At 70.9% G+C, this 17,842-nt stretch carries 17 protein-coding genes; 4 read left to right on the forward strand and 13 right to left on the reverse strand.

Annotation, left to right across the window (positions count from 1 at the left end; genetic code table 11):
- Positions 1–37: 37 nt before the first annotated feature.
- Positions 38–1,459: a lipase maturation factor family protein gene (locus tag ACIREI_RS11745; RefSeq protein ID WP_403330640.1), complete on the forward strand. Its 1,422-nt coding sequence runs from the start codon at positions 38–40 to the stop codon at positions 1,457–1,459.
- On the opposite strand, the gene ACIREI_RS11750 is transcribed toward ACIREI_RS11745, so the two are convergent.
- The 8 genes from ACIREI_RS11750 to ACIREI_RS11785 are packed head-to-tail and all read right to left on the reverse strand — an operon-like array spanning position 1,447 to position 9,260.
- On the reverse strand, positions 1,447–2,283 hold the full coding sequence (locus ACIREI_RS11750) for an amidohydrolase family protein (protein ID WP_403330643.1): 837 nt from the start codon (positions 2,281–2,283) through the stop codon (positions 1,447–1,449). The two genes, ACIREI_RS11745 and ACIREI_RS11750, sit on opposite strands and share 13 nt — an antisense overlap.
- Positions 2,268–2,582 carry an L-rhamnose mutarotase gene (locus ACIREI_RS11755; protein WP_403330646.1) on the reverse strand — a complete coding sequence of 105 codons (315 nt, stop codon included), beginning with the start codon at positions 2,580–2,582 and terminating at the stop codon, positions 2,268–2,270. The genes ACIREI_RS11750 and ACIREI_RS11755 overlap by 16 nt, the downstream gene beginning before the upstream one ends.
- A complete protein-coding gene (locus tag ACIREI_RS11760) occupies positions 2,582–3,526 on the reverse strand; it encodes an aldo/keto reductase (protein ID WP_403330649.1) in 945 nt (314 codons plus the stop codon). The genes ACIREI_RS11755 and ACIREI_RS11760 overlap by 1 nt, the downstream gene beginning before the upstream one ends.
- The gene (locus ACIREI_RS11765) at positions 3,523–4,278 is read right to left on the reverse strand and encodes an SDR family NAD(P)-dependent oxidoreductase (RefSeq protein WP_403330652.1); all 756 of its coding nucleotides are present in this window, start codon (positions 4,276–4,278) and stop codon (positions 3,523–3,525) included. Before ACIREI_RS11765 ends, ACIREI_RS11760 begins: the two co-directional genes overlap by 4 nt.
- Positions 4,275–5,618, reverse strand: coding sequence for an L-fuconate dehydratase (locus ACIREI_RS11770; RefSeq protein WP_403330655.1), 1,344 nt, complete (start codon positions 5,616–5,618; stop codon positions 4,275–4,277). The genes ACIREI_RS11765 and ACIREI_RS11770 overlap by 4 nt, the downstream gene beginning before the upstream one ends.
- 45 nt (positions 5,619–5,663) lie before the next feature.
- Entirely contained in the window at positions 5,664–6,689 is a 1,026-nt protein-coding gene (locus ACIREI_RS11775; RefSeq protein ID WP_403330658.1) for an ABC transporter permease, read from the reverse strand.
- A complete protein-coding gene (locus ACIREI_RS11780; protein ID WP_403330661.1) occupies positions 6,682–8,181 on the reverse strand; it encodes a sugar ABC transporter ATP-binding protein in 1,500 nt (499 codons plus the stop codon). Before ACIREI_RS11780 ends, ACIREI_RS11775 begins: the two co-directional genes overlap by 8 nt.
- 8 nt (positions 8,182–8,189) lie before the next feature.
- Entirely contained in the window at positions 8,190–9,260 is a 1,071-nt protein-coding gene (locus ACIREI_RS11785) for a sugar ABC transporter substrate-binding protein (protein WP_403330663.1), read from the reverse strand.
- Positions 9,261–9,456: 196 nt separating this feature from the next.
- Here ACIREI_RS11785 and ACIREI_RS11790 point away from each other — a divergent pair, with 196 nt between their 5' ends.
- Entirely contained in the window at positions 9,457–10,161 is a 705-nt protein-coding gene (locus ACIREI_RS11790; protein ID WP_403330666.1) for a FadR/GntR family transcriptional regulator, read from the forward strand.
- A 120-nt stretch (positions 10,162–10,281) separates the two neighbouring features.
- Here the strand turns inward: ACIREI_RS11790 and ACIREI_RS11795 are convergent, their stop codons facing one another.
- Complete coding sequence (locus ACIREI_RS11795) at positions 10,282–11,097, reverse strand: N-acetylmuramoyl-L-alanine amidase (protein WP_403330669.1); 816 nt, start codon at positions 11,095–11,097, stop codon at positions 10,282–10,284.
- Between the two features lie 127 nt (positions 11,098–11,224).
- Complete coding sequence (locus tag ACIREI_RS11800) at positions 11,225–11,896, reverse strand: helix-turn-helix transcriptional regulator (protein ID WP_403330672.1); 672 nt, start codon at positions 11,894–11,896, stop codon at positions 11,225–11,227.
- Between the two features lie 88 nt (positions 11,897–11,984).
- Here ACIREI_RS11800 and ACIREI_RS11805 point away from each other — a divergent pair, with 88 nt between their 5' ends.
- Positions 11,985–12,419, forward strand: coding sequence for a hypothetical protein (locus ACIREI_RS11805; protein WP_403330674.1), 435 nt, complete (start codon positions 11,985–11,987; stop codon positions 12,417–12,419).
- A gap of 58 nt (positions 12,420–12,477) precedes the next feature.
- Here the strand turns inward: ACIREI_RS11805 and ACIREI_RS11810 are convergent, their stop codons facing one another.
- Positions 12,478–14,031, reverse strand: coding sequence for an alpha-L-fucosidase (locus ACIREI_RS11810; protein WP_403330677.1), 1,554 nt, complete (start codon positions 14,029–14,031; stop codon positions 12,478–12,480).
- A 34-nt stretch (positions 14,032–14,065) separates the two neighbouring features.
- A complete protein-coding gene (locus ACIREI_RS11815) occupies positions 14,066–15,907 on the reverse strand; it encodes a family 20 glycosylhydrolase (RefSeq protein ID WP_403330680.1) in 1,842 nt (613 codons plus the stop codon).
- Positions 15,908–16,157: 250 nt separating this feature from the next.
- On the opposite strand from ACIREI_RS11815, the gene ACIREI_RS11820 reads away from it, so the two are divergent.
- Positions 16,158–17,516: an amidase gene (locus ACIREI_RS11820; RefSeq protein ID WP_403330683.1), complete on the forward strand. Its 1,359-nt coding sequence runs from the start codon at positions 16,158–16,160 to the stop codon at positions 17,514–17,516.
- A 3-nt stretch (positions 17,517–17,519) separates the two neighbouring features.
- On the opposite strand, the gene ACIREI_RS11825 is transcribed toward ACIREI_RS11820, so the two are convergent.
- Entirely contained in the window at positions 17,520–17,837 is a 318-nt protein-coding gene (locus ACIREI_RS11825) for a hypothetical protein (RefSeq protein ID WP_403330686.1), read from the reverse strand.
- Positions 17,838–17,842: the final 5 nt, after the last annotated feature.

Here is a 17,842-nt window from a genome sequence, read left to right on the forward strand (position 1 = left end):
GTCCCCGGCGCGACAATGAGGAGAGGAGGACACGGCCGTGGAGTGGTTCATCGCACCCGAGTACTGGACGAGCCGGCTGGTCTTCCAGCGGGCTCTGGCCGGCGTGTATCTCGTCGCGTTCCTGACGGCGGCCCTGCAGTTCCGGGCGCTGATGGGTGAGCGCGGGATGCTGCCCGTGCCGCGCTTCGTCGAGCGGGTGCCCTTCAGGGCCGCCCCGAGCGTCTTCCAACTGCACTACTCGGACCGGTTCTTCGCCGTCTGTGCCTGGTCGGGCTGCGCGGTGTCGGCGGCGCTGCTGGGCGGGCTGGACTCGGTGGTGCCCCTGTGGGGCTGCATGCTGCTGTGGCTGGTCCCGTGGGTGCTGTATCTGTCGATCGTCAACGTCGGCCAGACCTGGTACGCGTTCGGCTGGGAGTCGTTGTTGCTGGAGGTCGGCTTCCTCGCCGTGTTCCTGGGCAACGACGAGGTGGCGCCGCCGGTCGTGGTGCTGTTCCTGCTGCGCTGGATCCTGTTCCGGGTCGAGTTCGGGGCGGGTCTGATCAAGATGCGCGGCGACGCGTGCTGGCGCAAGCTCACCTGCCTGGACCACCACCACGAGACCCAGCCGATGCCGGGCCCGCTGAGCTGGTTCTTCCACCATCTGCCCAAGCCCCTGCACCGGGTCGAGGTGGCCGCCAACCACTTCACCCAACTCGTCGTGCCCGTCCTCCTGTTCACCCCGCAGCCGATCGCGACGGCGGCCGCCTCCCTGATGATCGTCACCCAGCTGTGGCTGGTTCTGTCGGGCAACTTCTCCTGGCTGAACTGGATCACCATCGTGCTGGCCCTGTCGGCGGTCCGGTGGCCGAGCGATCCGCCGGCCGTGCCGGACGCGCCGCTGTGGTACGAGGTCGTGGTCCTGGCCGTCGCGGCACTGCTCGTGTTCCTGAGCTACCACCCGGTCGCCAACATGATCTCCCGCCGCCAGATCATGAACCGCTCCTTCGACCCGCTCCATCTGGTCAACACCTACGGCGCGTTCGGCAGCGTCAGCCGGATCCGGTACGAGGTGGTGATCGAGGGCACCGACGACGACGTACCGCGGGAGGACTCGGACTGGCGGGAGTACGAGTTCAAGGGCAAGCCGGGCGACCCGCGGCGCTGGCCGCGGCAGTTCGCGCCGTACCACCTGCGGCTGGACTGGCTGATGTGGTTCGCCGCACTGTCGCCCGCGTACGCCGGGTCGTGGTTCGGCGCCCTGGTGGAGCGGCTCCTGGAGAGCGACCGCGACACGCTGAAGCTGCTGCGCCGCTCACCGTTCCCACCGGACGCCCCGCCCCGCTACGTGCGCGCCCGCCTCTTCCGCTACCGCTACACGAGCTGGCGTGAGCTGCGGGAGACGGGCGCGTGCTGGGAGCGGACGTATGTGCGGGAGTATCTGCCGCCGACCAGGCTGGCCGGGGTGGCTCAGAGGTCGTAGACGCGTGCGGCGGTCGCCCCGAAGATCTGCCGGTGATCGGATTCGTCGGTCAACTCCCGTGCGGTGGCGACCGCTTGGCCGTACGACGCCGCCAGGGTGCACACCGGCCAGTCGGAGCCGAACATCAGCCGGTCCGGACCGAAGGCGTCCAGGACGACCTCGGCGTACGGGCGCAGGTCGTCGACCGTCCAGGAGGTCAGGTCGGCCTCCGTCACCATGCCGGAGAGCTTGCAGACCGTGTTGGCGAGGGCGGCCAGGGAGCGGACCGCTGTCTCCCAGGGTTCTCGCTCGCCCGAGGCGATGGGTGGTTTGCCCAGGTGGTCCAGGACGAAGGTGAGGCCGGGGTGGTCCGCGGCGGCCTTGACGCACGCCGGCAGCTGGTGCGGCAGCACGACCAGGTCGTGGACCAGCCCCGCCTCCGCCACGGCGGCCAGTCCACGCCGTACGTCCGCCCGCAGCAGCCACTCCGGATCGGGCTCGCCCTGGACCTGGTGGCGGATGCCCTTCAGGTATCGCCCGCCGGGCAGCTCCCGCAGCCGGGCCAGCTCGTCGGCGACGTCCGGGCGGGTGAGGTCGGTCCAGCCGACGACGCCCGCGATCAGCTCGTGCTCGGCGGCGAGGGCGAGGAACTCCCCGGTCTCCTCGGGCACGGTGATCGTCTGGACGAGGACCGCACGGTCGACTCCGGCCGCGCGGGCCTGGGGTGCGAGGTCCTCGATCGTGAAGTTCCTTCGCAGCGGGCTGCGTTCGTCGATCCAGTCCTGGTCCCGTACCGACAGGTCCCAGACGTGGAAGTGGGCGTCGACGATCACGGCAGCTCCCATACGACGGGCAGGCCCGCGTCCGCGCCCTCGCCGGAGTAGTCGTGCACCACGTCGAGCAGCTCGGCCATACGGGCCTGCCAGGCCACGTTGACCGGCAGTTTCTCCAGCTCGGCGAGGAGACGGCCGTAGTCCTCGCAGTCCAGGACGTGGAAGAGGTCGGTGCCGCTGCGCCAGATCGTCCAGGAGGTCGCGCCGGCGGCCCGGATGGCGTCCGTGAGCTCCTTCGGGACCTCGCGGTGGGCGGCCTCGTACTCGGCGACGCGGTCCGCGCGGACCTTGGTGTGCAGGGCGACTCTCATCACGGCTCCTCGGTCACCAGGAGTCCGGCTTCCCGTAGCTCCTGCCAGAAGGCAGCGGGAACCGGCGTGGCGAACTGATCGACGCAGTCATGGACTTCGGCAGCCGAGCGAGCGCCGACCAGCACGCTCGCGACGGCGGGATGGGCCACGCAGAAGGCCAGCGCGGCGGCTCGCAGGGTGATGCCGTGACGCCGCGCGATCTCCTTCATGCGCACGGCCTTGTCCAGCAACTCACCGGGCGCCTCGGCGTAGTTGTACGTCGCCCCTGGCTTCGGATCGGCGAGCAGACCGGAGTTGAAGACACCGCCGATCACCACGGATACGCCTCGCTCCGCGGCCGCGGGCAGCAGTTCCGTGAGCGCGCTCTGGTCGAGCAGCGTGTACCGGCCCGCGCACAGCACCACGTCGATGTCCGTGTCGCGGACGAAGCGGGTGAGCATCTCCGCCTGGTTCATGCCGACGCCGATCGCGCCGACGACGCCCTCGGAGCGGAGCTTCTCCAGGGCCGGGTAGCCCTCCCGGAAAGCCTGTTCCGCGTGGTCGTCGGGGTCGTGGAGGTAGACGATGTCGACGCTGTCGAGGCCGAGCCGTTCCAGGCTGGCGTCCAGGGTGCGTCGTACGCCGTCCGCGCTGAAGTCCCAGACGCGTCGGTGGGTTGCCGGGACGGCGAAGCCGTGGGCGAGGTCGTCGCCGCCGGCGGCCTCCGGCTCCAGACGGCGGCCCACCTTGGTCGAGATCGTGTACTCCTCGCGCGGCAGCTCGCGCAGGGCCGCGCCGAGGCGGCGTTCGGACAGTCCGAGGCCGTAGTGAGGTGCGGTGTCGTAGTAGCGGATGCCACGTTGCCAGGCGGCGGCCACCGCTTGACGCGCCTGCTCGTCGGCGACCTCGGTGTAGAGGTTGGCGATGGCGGCGGCTCCGAAGCCGAGCCCGCGGGGGATGCTCACTGGCTCACCGGCCGCAGGCGCAGGCCCTGCATGCCGCCGTCGACGGCGAGGGCGGTGCCGGTCGTGGCGCCGGAGAGCGGGCTCGCCAGGTAGGCGATGGCGCCCGCGACCTCGGCGGCCGAGACGAGGCGGCCGGTGGGCTGGCGGGCCTCCAGGGCGGCACGCTCGGCGGCCGGGTCGTCGGCGGCATCGAGGAGGCGGCCGACCCAGGGCGTGTCCGCCGTGCCCGGATTGACGCAGTTGACGCGGATGCCCTCGCGGACGTGGTCGGCGGCCATGGCGAGGGTGAGCGAGTACACGGCGCCCTTGGTCGCGCTGTACAGCGCCCGCTGCGGGAGCCCGGCCGTGGCCGCGATGGAGCAGGTGTTGACGATCGCCGCGTGCTGAGAGGCGCGCAGGTGCGGGAGGGCGGCGCGGGCCACCCGGACCATGCCGACGACGTTGACGTCGAGGACGCGGTGCCATTCCGCGTCGTCGTTGTCCTCGACGGTGCCCTGGGCGCCGATGCCGGCGTTGTTGACGACCACGTCCAGTCCGCCGAGTTCGGCCACGGCGGCCGACACGGCCGCGCGCACGGAGGCGTCGTCGGTGACGTCGGCGCGGAAGGCGAGCAGCGGCTTCTCGACGGACGACGGGTCCAGGTCGAGGACGGCGACCTGGGCGCCGCGCGCGGCGAGGAGTTCGGCCGTGGCCCGGCCGATACCGGAGGCGCCCCCCGTCACCAGCGCCTTGAGACCGTCGAAGTCGCTCATGCCGCGTGCCCCTTCTTCTGCGTCTGGAGGTCGGCGGCCCAGAAGGCGCCGTCCGGGAACGTGTACCGCGCGATCGACTCGGGCCGCATGGCGGCCGAGAAGCCCGGCGCGGTCGGTGCCGTGTAGTGACCTTCCCTGATCACCACCGGGTCGAGGAAGTGGTCGTGCAGATGGTCGACGTACTCGATGACGCGGTCCTCGGTGGTGGCGGTGACGGCGACGTAGTCGTACATCGACAGGTGCTGGACGAGTTCGCACAGGCCGACGCCGCCCGCGTGCGGGCACACCGGCACCCCGAACTTGGCGGCGAGCAGCAGGATGGCGAGGTTCTCGTTGACGCCGCCGACGCGGGCCGCGTCGATCTGGAGGACGTCGAGGGCGCCGGCCTGGAGCAGCTGTTTGAAGACGACCCGGTTCTGGACGTGCTCGCCGGTGGCCACCTTCACCGGGGCGACGGCCCTGCGGATCGCCGCGTGGCCGAGGACGTCGTCGGGGCTGGTGGGCTCCTCGATCCAGTACGGGTCGAACTCGGCGAGGGCCTTGGTCCAGCGGATCGCCTCGTCTACGTCCCAGCGCTGGTTGGCGTCGATCGCCATGCGGATGTCCGGCCCGACCACCGAGCGGGCGACGCGGCAGCGCCGTACGTCGTCCTCCAGGTCGGCGCCGACCTTCAGCTTGATCTGCCGGAAGCCGTCGGCGACGGCGTCGGCGGCGAGCCGCGTGAGCTTGTCGTCGTCGTAGCCGAGCCAGCCGGCGGAGGTGGTGTAGGCGGGGTAGCCCCGCTCCTGGAGCCGGGCGGCCCGCTCCTGCGCACCCTCCCGGCCCCGGCGCAGGATCTGCAGCGCCTCCTCGGGCGTGAGCGCGTCGGTGAGGTACCGGAAGTCGATCTGGCGGACGATCCACTCCGGGTCGGCGTCGGCGAGGAGGCGCCACAGCGGCTTGTCGGCGCGCTTGGCGGCCAGATCCCATACGGCGTTCATGACGGCGCCGATCGCCATGTGCATCACGCCCTTCTCGGGGCCGAGCCAGCGCAGCTGGCTGTCGCCGATCAGGTCGCGGTTCAAGGTCCCCGGGTCGCCGCAGAGTTCGTCGACGGGCCGGCCCACCACATGGCCGCGCAGTGCCTCGATCGCGGCGACCTGGACCTCATTGCCCCGCCCGATGGTGAACGTGAATCCGTGCCCCTCCAGCCCGTCCGCCGCGTCGGTGCGCAGCACGACGTACGCGGCCGAGTAGTCCGGGTCCGGGTTCATCGCGTCGGAGCCGTCGAGCTCGCGCGAGGTGGGGAAGCGGATGTCATAGGTGTCGACCGCGGTGATGCGGGCGGGGGTCGGGGACACAGAGGGCCTTTCGGTCGGTGACGTCGATGGTGGGGAAGGCGCGGGTCAGTCCTGGGCCCGGCCCGTCGTCACGCGGGCGATCATGAGGGCGACCAGGATGATTCCGCCGTAGATGGCCTGGATCCAGAAGGACGGCACCTGGGCGAGGGTGAGCAGGTTCTGGACGACGCCGAGCAGGAGTACGCCGGTCAGGGCGCCGAACATGGTGCCCTTGCCGCCGTCCAGGCTGATGCCGCCGATCACCGCGGCCGCGAACACGGTGAAGATCATGTTGTTGCCCTGGTTGGCGCTGATCGCCCCGACGTAGCCGGTCTGGATGATCCCGCCGACGGCGGCCAGCGTCCCCGCCACGACGAACACGCCGAGCATCACGCGCTCGACGCGGATGCCTGCCGCGCGGGCGGCGTCCGCGTTGCCGCCGATGGCGTACAGGGCGCGTCCGACGCGGTGGTACTTGAGCACGAGACCGGCGATCGCGAAGGCGGCCGCCGCGAGCCACACCGACATAGGGATGTTCAGGAACGTGGTCGTGGCGAGGGAGTAGAAGCTGTCGGGCATCCCGAACAGCGTCTTGCCCTTGGTCGCGCCGACCAGCAGACCGCGCAGGACGATCAGCATCGCGAGCGTCACGATGAACGCGTTGAGCTTGAACTTCACGACCAGGACGCCGTTGAAGGCGCCCACGGCCGCGCCGACCACGAGGACCGCCAACAGGGCGACGGCGGCGGGGAGTTCGGTGCCCCAGCCGGACTGGACGGCGGGCAGCACGAGAAGCGCTCCGACGGCGGGAGCGATGCCGACCACCGACTCCAGGGAGAGGTCGAACTTGCCGGTGATGAGGACGAGCGACTCGGCCAGCACGACCATCGCGAGCGCGGCGGAGGCACCGAGGATGGAGATCAGGTTGCGCTCGGTGAGGAACGAGTCGTTGACCACCGCACCGAGCACCATGAGGAGCAACAGGGCGGGTACGAGGGCGAGTTCACGGGCCCGGCGGAAGAAGACGGCCTTGGCGGCACGGGGATCGGGGACCTTGACGGGCGTAACCGGTGGGGCCTTGGTGTCAGCCATGGTCCACTCCTTCGATGGAGGCGATCAGCTCGTGGTCGCGCCAGCCCGCCGGGTGCTCGGCGACGACACGGCCGTGGAAGAGGACGAGGACGCGGTCGCAGCGGCGCAGGTCGTCGAGTTCGTCGGAGACGACGAGCACGGCGATGCCGTCCTCGCGGGCGCTGTCCACGCGGGCGAGCAGGGACTCCTTGGACTTCACGTCGACTCCCGCGGTGGGGTTGATCAGCACCAGCAGCCGGGGGTCCGAGGCGAGGGCCCGGGCCATGACGACCTTCTGAGCGTTGCCGCCGGACAGGTCGGAGACGGGCTGGCCGGGACCCTCGGCGTGGATGTCGAGGCGCTTGATGAGGGCGTCGGCGAAGCCCCGCTTGCGGTCGGTGCCGACGAAGCCGAAGCGGCCGAGCCTGTCGAGGACGCTCATGGTGGCGTTGTCGCCGATGGTCATGCCGGCGACGAGGCCCTGGTCGTGACGGTCGCGGGGGACGCAGGCGACGCCGGCCTTCAGCGCGCTCTGCACATCGCCGAACGGCAGCTGTCTGCCGTCGAGTTGGGCCGTGCCTGCCGTCGGCGTGTGCAGTCCCGCGAAGGACTCGGCGAGTTCGACCTTGCCGCTGCCGCTGATGCCGGCGAGTCCGACGACCTCGCCGCGCCGGACGGTGAGATCGATGTTCTGGTACGCCGGTGACGTCAGCCCCCGTGCCTCCAGCAGAACGGGGGCCTCGTGACCGACTTCCGGCTGCTGTACGGCCTGTTCGGCGATGACCTCGAGGGACTCCCCCGCCATGGCCTCCACCAGCGCCCGGCGCGGGAGTTCGGCGACCGGGGCGGTGGTGATCCAGCGGGCGTCGCGCAGGACCGTGACGGTCTGGCAGACCTCGTACACCTCCTGGAGGTGGTGCGAGATGAACAGGAAGGTGACACCGGAGTCCTGCAGCGCCCGCATCCGCGTGAAGAGCCGCTCGATCTCGCGGTTGTCGAGCTGGGCGGTGGGCTCGTCGAGGATGATGAAGCGGGCGCCGAAGCTCAACGCCCTTGCGATCTCGACCATTTGGCGGTCCTCGACCTTGAGGTCGGCGGTGCGGGCCTCGGGGTCGACGTGCACGTCCCAGGTGTCGAGGAGTGCGGCGGCCTCGGTGCGCAGTCTGCGCCAGCTGATGAATCCGCGCCGCAGGGGCTGCCGGTTGATGAACAGGTTCTCGGCGACCGTCAACTCGGGGACGACGGTCGGCTTCTGGTAGACGCAGGCCACTTTGCGGCGCCAGGCGTCGCGGTCGGCCGGTGCGGGCGCGGGGTCGCCGTCGAAGCGGACCTCGCCCTCGTCGGCGGCCTGGAGGCCGGTGAGGATGTTGACCAGGGTCGACTTGCCGGCGCCGTTGCGGCCGACGAGGGCGTGGGACTCGCCGGGCAGGACGGTGAGCCGGCCGTCGGCGAGGGCGGTGGTGGGGCCGTAGCGCTTGACGATGTCGCGCGCTTCTACGAGGGGTGTGGTCACGGCCGTACTCATTCGACCGTGTTGCCCCAGAGCTTGGGGTCGTCGACGTTGTCCTTGGTGACCAGGGGTGCGGGCAGCTGGTCTTCGAGAATGCCGCTGGGGAGTTTGACGATGGTCGAGTCGTGGTCCGTCGGACCCGGCTCGAAGGTCTTACCCTCCATCGCCGCCTTGATGTAGTACATGCCGTACTTGGCGTACAGGTCGGCGGGCTGGGAGACGGTCGCGTCGATCTCGCCCTTGCGGATGGCGTCGTACTCCTGCGGGATGCCGTCGTTGGAGACGATCGTGATGTGGCCCGCCTGCCCCGCCTTCTTCAGCATCCCCTTGGACTTCAGGGTCTGGAGGGTCGGGGCGAGGTAGACGCCGCCGGCCTGCATGTAGATGCCCTTGATGTCGGGGTTGGCGTTCAGGAGGGTGTCCAGCTTGGAGGCCGCGGTGTCGGACTCCCACTTGGCCGGGATCTCCAGGACCTTGAGCTTGGGGAAGTTCTTCTTCACGCAGGCGCGGAACGCCTCGGAGCGGTCACGGCCGTTGACCGAGGCCAGGTCGCCCATGATCTGCACGACCTTGCCGGAGGGGATCTGCTCGCCGAGGTACTGGCAGGCCTTCTCGCCGTACGCCACGTTGTTCGCGCGCACCACCATCGCGACCTTGCCCTTGTCGGGCGCCACGTCGACGGCGACGACCGGCACGCCCTTGCGCTCCGCCTGGTCGAGGCCGGCCTCGATGGCGGCGCTGTCCAGCGGGGCGACGACCAGGCCCTTCACGCCCTGGTTGAGCTGGTTGTTGATGTCGGTGATCTGCTGGGAGGGGTCGCTGTTGGAGTTGACCGTCTTGAGGGTGTCGACGCCCTCGGAGTCGGCCATCTTCGGCACGTAGTCGTTGTACGACTGCCAGAACGGCGAGGTCAGCAGGGGCAGGATCACCCCGACCTTGCCGCTGCCGCCGCCTTCCGCGCTCGCGGCGCCGGTGTCCTTGGTGCTGCCGCACGCGGCGAGCACGAGCGAGGCGCCGACGACCGCGGCGACCGTCGTGCCCCTGCGTGAGCTGTTCTGCTTCCGCGCTGTTGTGCCGTGCATCTGGCGGCTCCTCGTTGAGCGTGTTCGAGCACATGGTCCGAGCAGATGCCCGCATATTTATCAGACCACTTCGCCGGTACAACACCCTCCGGGAGCGAATTTTCCCCGTTTCCGGCTGTAGTGGTCCGACCACCTCGGTGATTACACTGCCGTTCACCGGGCGCCCTCAGGCGCCTCGGGCGACGGGAGGAACGGCGTGGCAGACGAGACGGCCCCGCAGAAGGGCACCGTGACGCAGCGCGCCATCGAGGCGGTCAAGGCGATGATCGCGGAGGGGCGGCTGCAGCCCGGCCAGCGACTGCCCACCGAGCGCGACCTGGCGGTCCGGCTCGGCATCTCCCGCAGCTCCATGCGGGAGGCGATCCGCGCGCTGACCGTGCTGGGGGTGCTGGAGGCCCGGCACGGTTCGGGCATCTACGTCACGCAGCTGGAGGCCGGCGATCTGCTGGAGACGTTCGGCGTGGTCGCCGACCTGTCCCGCGGCCCGCGTCTGGTGGAGCTCCTGGAGGTGCGCCGCATCCTGGAGTCGACGGCGACGGCCCTGGCGGCGGCGCGCATCACACCCGACCAGCTCGCGGAGGTCGAGAAACACCTGACGGCGATGAACGCCACGGACGACCCCGAGGAGATCCTCGCCCACGACCTGGCCTTCCACCGCGAGATCGCGGCCGCCGCGGGCAACGAGACCATGGCCGCGATCCTGGAGGGCCTGTCCTCCCGCACGTTCCGTGCCCGCGTCTGGCGCGGCTACCAGGAGGATGGCGCCTTCGCCCGCACCCGCCGCGAGCACGCCGCGATCCACCGCGCCCTGGTCGCCCGTGACCCGGAGGCGGCACGGGCCGCGGCGGCCGCGCATGTGGGCGAGGTGGAGGAGTGGCTGAGGACGCAGCTCGGCGGCTGACCGGCAACCGGACCTTCGACGCCGAGGGCCGTCCCCCTCACCTCCGGTGCGAGGGGAACGGCCCGGGTCATCGCCGCTCTACGGCCTCACGGCCTGATTCGGCTTCACGGCTTCACGGCTTCACGGCTTCACGTCGAAGCCGTGCTCTCGTCCGAGTTTCTCCAGTGACGCCTGACCGGGGATGCCGTTGGCGTCCGCGCCGGAGAAGCCGCAGCGGTGCTGCCAGGCGGAGTACGCCTTGACGGTCGCTCCACCGAAGTGGCCGTCCGCGTACTTCGCTTCCAGGAGGCCTTCCGCGACGAGCGCCTTCTCCACGGTCTTCACCCCGGCGTACGACACGGGCGTGCCCGCCTTGGCCGGGTCGTGCAGGGCCGCGGCGACCAGCTTCGACATGTCGATCACCGGCCGCGGGCCGGGAACGGTCGTCGAGCCGCCGGGCCGCGGGGCGCCCTTGCGCACCCAGGCGTACAGGTGCTCTCCGGGGCATGCGGTGGCGAAGCCGTCCTTGTGCCCCTTGATCTCATTGCCGGCACCATGGCGGCGCAGCAGCTCGATGCCGTCACGGATCGCGCCGAGCATCGCGTCCGTCGGCTTGGTGAGCCCCTTGTCGCCGACCAGGCCGACGATCGCGTAGTGGGCGCGGTTGAGGGGCTGGCTGCCATTCGCCCCGGTGCGCTTGCCCAGGCCGCGGCCCTCCAGGAGGTGACCGTGCGGGCAGGCGCCGTAGTTGTAGGCGATGTCCGAGTAGTTCTCCTTCTCGTTCGCCAGATGGGCGGCCCGGATGGACTTCCACTCGGCGATGCAGAGGTCGTGGTCCTCGAGGAGTTCGACACTGACCGACGTGCCTTCGTAGTGGACCTTGACGCCCTTCGTCGATCCTTGCGGCGGTGCGGCGGATGCGGGCCAGCCGAGCTGGGCTCGCGTGACGAGCTTCATGGGTGCCTCCAAGGCGTGATGTAACGCCAACCTCCTTGAGTGTGGGGCCGGTTGCCATCGGTTTCACTGCGGCGCGCCGTCGCGCGAGAGCACCTCGGGCAGCGGGCGCCGGATTCCCCGGTCGGGCTCAGATGACCGGCTCCAGCACCACACAGCACCGGTCCGGAGCCGGCGCCAGGCGCGCCTCGAACGAAGTGTCGCCCGAGGTGGCGAGCGCACCGCGCAACAGGTGGAGGTTCATCCCGCACACCGTCTCGGTGTGCTCACGCGCCAGCGCGTGGAAGGGGCAGTTGCCGAGGACGACGGCCTCCCCCTCGCGGCGCGGCTCGAAGCCGTACCGCTCCAGCAGGTCCACGACTCCGGTCGCCGCCCGGCCGCCCAGCCGCTCACCCAGCTCGGTCGCCTTGCGGTGCAGCACCGTGCGGACCGGCTCGCCCGTGGCGTCGGACTCCTCCACCGCCTGGGCCAGCAGGCGACCGGCCAGGTCGTAGCGCCGCTCGGGCAGGCTCACGCCGACCTCCCGGCCCGAACGCCGGTACAGCTTGGCCGGCCGCCCGGCACCCGGCCCCGTTCGCCCGCTGCGCCGTTCGTAGACGACGTCCAGCAGCCCCTCGCCGGCCAGCCGGTCCAGATGGAACGCCGCTGTCTGCCGGGCCAGCCCCAGGGCCTGGGCGGCCTCGTCCCGGCCCACCGGGCCCAAACTGCGCGCCACATGCTCGTACAGCCGGCGGCGCGTCGGCTCCTCCAGCGCCGCGATGGCGGAGAGGTCGTCGCGGGGTGCGTCCTTCGATTGGTCCACGAGCCCAGTGTAAAACCAACCGGGATTGACTAAAGAGAGGCGATGCGCTTCTATCGATAACAGACATTGTTTATAGAAGGAGAGCGCCATGTCGTCCGCATCCTCGACCTCCACGCCCGTCACCGGACGGCAGGCCATCAGCACGGATCCCGGCTACCAGGCCTTCTGGATCCTGCGCGTGGGGTTCGCCGTCGCACCGGTGCTGTTCGGGCTGGACAAGTTCACCAACCTGCTCGTCGACTGGCCGGTCTACCTCGCCCCGTGGATCAACGACATCGTCCCCGGCAGCGCGCAGGCCGCCATGTACGCCGTCGGCGTGATCGAGATCGTCGCCGGACTGGTCGTCGCGGTGGCACCGCGCTTCGGAGGCTGGCTGGTGGCCGGCTGGCTCGCGGGAATCATCGTGAACCTGCTGACGATTCCCGACTACTACGACATCGCGCTGCGCGACTTCGGCCTGCTGCTCGGCGCGGTCGCACTGGCGCGGCTCGCCCAGCGCTATCACCGCCCCGGACCGCGCTGACGCGAGGGAGGACGGTCAACAGGCCGCCGAGGCCTGATGACCGCCCCCCGGAACCCGGTCAGACCCTCGACCGGTACAGCCCGAACTCCACGAGCCGGGCCGCGGCCCGCGCCCCGGTCACCCGGACCCGCCACCGCCGGGCCCGCACCGGCGCCGCCAGCAGCACGATCCGGCTCATGCCGATCGTCCCGGCCCTGGTCACCTCCGTCCAAGCACCGTCGCGGTGCGCCTCGACGACGAAGCTCTCCACCTGCTGCCCGTACCCGATGTCCTCCGCCAGCCGGATCCGGTCCACCTCCCGCTCCACGCCGAGGTCGACGGTGATACGCCCCGGGGAGGCGGTGGTCCGGGCGCCGCGTGCCAGGTCCTGCGGGAGTTCGCGCTCCACGCGCTCGCGGAACTCCCGCAGCCGCGCCACGTCCGCCGCGGGCAGCAGACCGTCCGTGTCCGGCGGGATGTTGAGCAGGAGCACCGAGTTGCGGCCCACGGACCGGAAGTAGATGTCGGTCAGCTGCTCGACGCTCTTGGGCTGTTGGTCGGCGTGGTAGAACCAGCCGTCCCGGATGGACACGTCGCACTCGGCCGGCCACCACTGGAGGTGGTCGGCGACCGGCCGGGCCTTCACCAGGGCGTCCCTGCTGCCCATGTCGGGGGCGTCGTAGGCGAGGGCGTAGTCCGTCCGGCCGTAGTCCTTCTCCTGGACCGGTACGACGCTCCACTCGTCCTCCCTGGCCAGCCCGCCCTCGTTGCCGACCCAGCGCACATCCGGGCCGGACACGGCGATCACGGCGTCCGGCGCGAGCGAGCGGACGAGGGTGTACCAGCTGTCCCAGTCGTACTTCTCCACCTTGTCCGGCGGGATGCGCCCCTGCGCGCCGTCGAACCAGACCTCGTCGACCGGGCCGTACTCGGTGAGGACCTCGTAGAGCTGGTTGAGCATATGGGCGCCGTAGTCGGTGGCCGGGAGGGTGTACGTCCGTGACGGTGTGCGGTCGTCGCCGTCGACGAGGGTGGGGATGGTGCGGTCGGTGCGGGCGCTGCCGTTGGCGTAGACGCCGTGGAGGTACTGGTTCTCGTCGGCGGGTGAGACGTAGACGCCGACCTTGATGCCGTGGCGCCGCATGGAGTCCGCGAAGGACCGCAGGACGTCGCCCCGGCCGTCGCGCCAACTGCTCGATGCCACCGAGTGGTCGGTGTAGCGGGACTGGTGGAGCACGAAGCCGTCGTGGTGCTTGACGGTCAGGACGGCGAGCCGGAAACCGCCGTCGCGCAGGGCGCGGGCCCACTGGTCGGTGTCGAGGCCGGTCGGCTGGAACACGTTCGGGTCCTCGTCGCCCGTGCCCCATTCCAGGCCGGTGAAGGTGTTCACGCCGAAGTGCAGGAACGCGGTGCGCTCCAGGCGCTGCCAGGCGATCTGCCGTGCGGTGGGGCGGACTTGGGAGGCCTTGCGGACCAGGTCGGCCTCGGTGTCGTCGGGGCTGACGGGGATGCGGTAGCGGGGGTCTTCCGCGGCAGCGGCGGGTGCTCGGCGGGCCGCCAGGGCGGGTCCGGTGGCGCCGGTCACGGCGAGGGCGGCGGCTGTCGCGACGAAGACACGTCGGGATACGGCCATCAGGCGGCTCCTCAGGTCGGGTCCTCAGGTCAGGTCATCGGCTCAGGTGCCATACGGCGGGCGTGCGCTGGTCCGGCGGGTACTGCACGAGCCGCCCGTCGGAGGCCACGCTCACCGTCATCCGGGTGATGGCGTTGACGAGACGGTGACCGTCGGCTGCGGGCTCCAACTGCCAGCGCTGGAGGGTGATCTCGGGATCGCATGTCTGCGGCGCCGCCTCGACGCCCGGCTGCAACGGCACGTTGAGCGTGAGCTTTCCGCCGCGCACCTCGAGACAGCCGTCGGCCGTCCGCACGGTCACGTAGCCGTCGGCCGTGCGCGCCACGTCGGCGGTGAAGGAGCGGCCGCCCGTCCGGAAGGTGTACGCCCCGTCCGCCACCGGCACCCGGGTCAGGTCCCGCCACCCGGGCGCGTGCCCGACCGCGGTGCCGCGTGCGGTGAACTCGGCGTACGTGGCGTCGGGGTGGGGATCGCCCCAGGTCGCCTGGGCGATGTGCCGGAGCGCGGGCCACAGGGCGACGGCGACCTCGTTCTCGGTCTCGCCGCGGCCGTTGTCGGGCCAGAGGCTGATCTTCGCGCCGGTGATGCCGTCACTGGAGGCGAGCTTCTCTCCCTCGAAGCTGCGCGGGTCCCAGCTCTGGTCGTACAGCCCCTTGGTGTCGCTGTGGAAACCGCCGCGGACCAGGTACAGGGCGTATGCCGCGTTCATCAACGGATGGCCCTGGGCGAGGAGTCGGCTCGGTTTCACCGCCACGTTCAGCCAGTGCTCGACCGTCGTTCCCGCGGCCACCGGGACGGTGTTGGCGCCGGTGAGCCCGTCGTTCCAGATGCGCAGCTTCCTGCCCTTGGCGGCCGCGTACGTGTGGACGCGGTTGACGAAGTCGATGAAGGCGTCCTGAGGTGTGGCGTCGGGGCCGTATCTGTCCTGCGCGTACTTCAGGATCTGCGGGTACTTGGCGAAGTCGGAGCCGAGCATGTACTCGTCGGCTCCCATGTGCCAGGACGGGGCGGTGAAGACCTGGGCGTACTCGTCGATCAGGCCGGTGTAGTAGGCGAAGGCCTCGGGGCGGGTGATGTCGAGGCGCGAGGGCTGCTTGTTGCCGTCGGAGTCGGTCAGCTGGAGATCGGGACGGTTCTCGATCCACGGGTCCATGTGGCCCGGCGAGTTGATCTCGGGGATGATCTCGACGTGGTAGCGGTTGCCGAGGGCGACCAGCCGCCGTATCTCGTCCTTGGTGTAGTAGCCCCAGGTGTTGGCCTCGGGATGGGCGTCGCTCTTCACCTTCAGTTCGAGGAGCAGCTGGTTGAGCTTGTGGTACGCCATCTCGCGGACCAGGTTCTCCAGCCAGGGCATCGAGACGTGGATGTAGCAGGCGCAGACGCCGACACCCCGCTCCTTGTAGCGCGGTACGTCCACCGTGCGGCCGGCCGGGATGCGGTCGCTCCGGGCCAGGAGCTGGAGGAGGGTGCGGGTGCCGTAGAAGGCGCCGGTCTCGGTCGCCGCGGTCACCGACAGCCGTTTGCCCGCGCTGAGTTCGTATCCCTCCGCGCCGAGGGAGGTCCGGGAGGACTGGACGTCGATAACGATGTCACCGGGTCGGGCACCGCCGCGCACCACGGCGGCCGTGCCGTGTCCCGCGTCGCGGAGGTCGTCGGCGAGGGTGTCGGCGACCCGCCGTTCGCTCGCGCTGTCGGCCACGAGGCGGGCGGAACGCTCATAGGTGTAGTTACCGGGTGCAGGTGTCCAGTCGGTCAGGGCCGGCACCGTGACCGGCGCCTCCTGCTTCTCCTCCGCGACCGCCGGCGCCGACACCGACGCCGCGGAGAACAGAGTCAGCGCCGCCAGGACACCGGCCGTTCTCAAGCGTCCCCTCATGAGACACCCCCATTCATCGGATGTCTGATGATTGGGCGGGCCTTGGGGGCTGTCAATGGGCCACGAAGAGCGCTGTGTTCACTCATTGATCGGATGATGTGCAGGTCAGCGGGGCCGTGCCGAGGAGGGCTGTCGTGAAAAGTCCAAGAAGACCTTCCCGAATATCCAAGCGCCGCACCCCCTCGACGCCGGCCGCGCCGCCGGGCAGAGTGCTGCTACATACTCGTGAGTAAGCCCTGAGGAGGGCCCCGTGACCAGCTGGGTCGGCCGGACCGCCGCGGAGATCGCCGCCGCCGTACGCGAGAAGCGGGCCACGCCCCGTGAGGTGGTGGCCGAGCACCTGGCCCGTATCCAGAGTCTGGACGGCCACGTCGGCGCCTTCCGGGTGGTCCGGGCCGAGGCGGCGCTCGCCGAGGCCGACGAGGTCGGCTCGCGCGCGGATCTCGCCGAACTGCCCCTGGCCGGGGTGCCGGTGGCCGTCAAGGACAACCTCGCGGTGCGCGGCGAGTCCAACCTCGTCGGCTCCGCGGCGACGCCGGACACCCCGGCCGACCACGACCACGTCACCGTGGCCCGGCTGCGGGCGGCCGGAGCGGTGGTCGTGGGGCTGACGAACGTGCCGGAGCTGTGTGTCTTCGGCACCACCGAGGGCGTCCACGGCACCGCCCGCAACCCGTGGGACACCTCACGCACGGCGGGCGGCTCGTCCGGCGGCAGTGCGGCCGCCGTCGCCGCGGGCATGGTGCCGATCGCCCTCGGCAACGACGGCATGGGCTCGCTGCGCATACCGGCGGCCAACTGCGGCCTCGTCACCATCAAGCCCGGCACCGGCGTGGTCCCGGCCGGCATCAGCGACGGCGACTGGTTCGGCATGTCGGAGAACGGCCCCCTGGCCACGACGGTCGAGGACGCCCGTCTGATGCTGTCGGTCCTCGCCGGCACCGAGGTCGCCCTCCCGACGTCGCCCGGCACGCACAAGATCGCCGTGTCCCTGCGCAGCCCGCTCGCCGGGGTCGCCGTCAGCAAGCCGTACACGACCGCCGCCCGGGATGCCGCGGGGCTGCTGATCAAGGCCGGTCACCAGGTACGGCGCGCCGACCCGCCCTACCCGATGTCGCTGGGCCTGACGTCACTCGCCCACTGGACGGCGGGCACGGCCGTCGACGCCCAGGGCCTCGACCCGCAACGGCTCGCACGCCGGACCCGGGTCCACGCGGCCGTCGGCCGGCGCTTCCTCGGTCAGGTGCGGGGCGGTGGGAGCCGGGAGCAGCTGCGCCGCCGCCTGGAGCCGTTCTTCGCCGAGTACGACGTGCTCCTGACCCCCGCCCTGGCCCGCCGCTCCCCCAGGTCCGAGCCCTGGCACGAGCGCGGCTGGCTGCGCAACATCATGGCCAACACCGCCTACTCGCCGCTGACCCCACCGTGGAACCTCACCGGCTGGCCCGCGATGTCGGTCCCCTTCGGCACGCTGCCCTCGGGCGCACCGTGCGCCATACAGCTGGTGGGGCGTCCGGGCTCGGAGGCGGAGCTGCTGGGCCTGGCGGAGCAGATCGAGAGGCTGCGGCCCTGGCAGCGGACGGCGCCGCCGGACGAGGCGGTGTCGTCGTAGTCCTCAGATCGCGCTGGGCAGATGGCGCGCCGCTATGACCGCGGCCGCCGTCCGCAGTCTGCGGTAGTAGGACGTGCAGTACTCGTCGTCGATCAGCGGCAGGACCTTGTCGAGGCCCGCGATGCACCACCAGAGGATCGCCACCCCCTCCTCGTCGAGCCCGCCGTCGAGCTCCCTGCGGATGAGTCCGGCGACGTCCGAGTCGAGCAGGATCAGATCCACCCCCTCGTAGCCCACTCCGCGGAAGCCCGGCGGGAACGGCGCGCGCATGTGCTCCTCCCACAGGTGGGCAAGTCCGTCGTCACGGCCTCGTTCGCGCACGCCGC

It is taken from the genome of Streptomyces sp. NPDC093591, assembly GCF_044764885.1.
Lineage (GTDB): Bacteria > Actinomycetota > Actinomycetes > Streptomycetales > Streptomycetaceae > Streptomyces.

Coding starts and splice junctions, on each gene's coding strand:
- ACIREI_RS11755 (WP_403330646.1), bottom strand. CDS start 2,582: ATGAGAGTCGCCCTGCACACCAAGGTCCGCGCGGACCGCGTCGCCGAG.
- ACIREI_RS11795 (WP_403330669.1), bottom strand. CDS start 11,097: ATGAAGCTCGTCACGCGAGCCCAGCTCGGCTGGCCCGCATCCGCCGCA.
- ACIREI_RS11765 (WP_403330652.1), bottom strand. CDS start 4,278: ATGAGCGACTTCGACGGTCTCAAGGCGCTGGTGACGGGGGGCGCCTCC.
- ACIREI_RS11750 (WP_403330643.1), bottom strand. CDS start 2,283: ATGGGAGCTGCCGTGATCGTCGACGCCCACTTCCACGTCTGGGACCTG.
- ACIREI_RS11775 (WP_403330658.1), bottom strand. CDS start 6,689: ATGGCTGACACCAAGGCCCCACCGGTTACGCCCGTCAAGGTCCCCGAT.
- ACIREI_RS11815 (WP_403330680.1), bottom strand. CDS start 15,907: ATGAGGGGACGCTTGAGAACGGCCGGTGTCCTGGCGGCGCTGACTCTG.
- ACIREI_RS11785 (WP_403330663.1), bottom strand. CDS start 9,260: ATGCACGGCACAACAGCGCGGAAGCAGAACAGCTCACGCAGGGGCACG.
- ACIREI_RS11805 (WP_403330674.1), top strand. CDS start 11,985: ATGTCGTCCGCATCCTCGACCTCCACGCCCGTCACCGGACGGCAGGCC.
- ACIREI_RS11810 (WP_403330677.1), bottom strand. CDS start 14,031: ATGGCCGTATCCCGACGTGTCTTCGTCGCGACAGCCGCCGCCCTCGCC.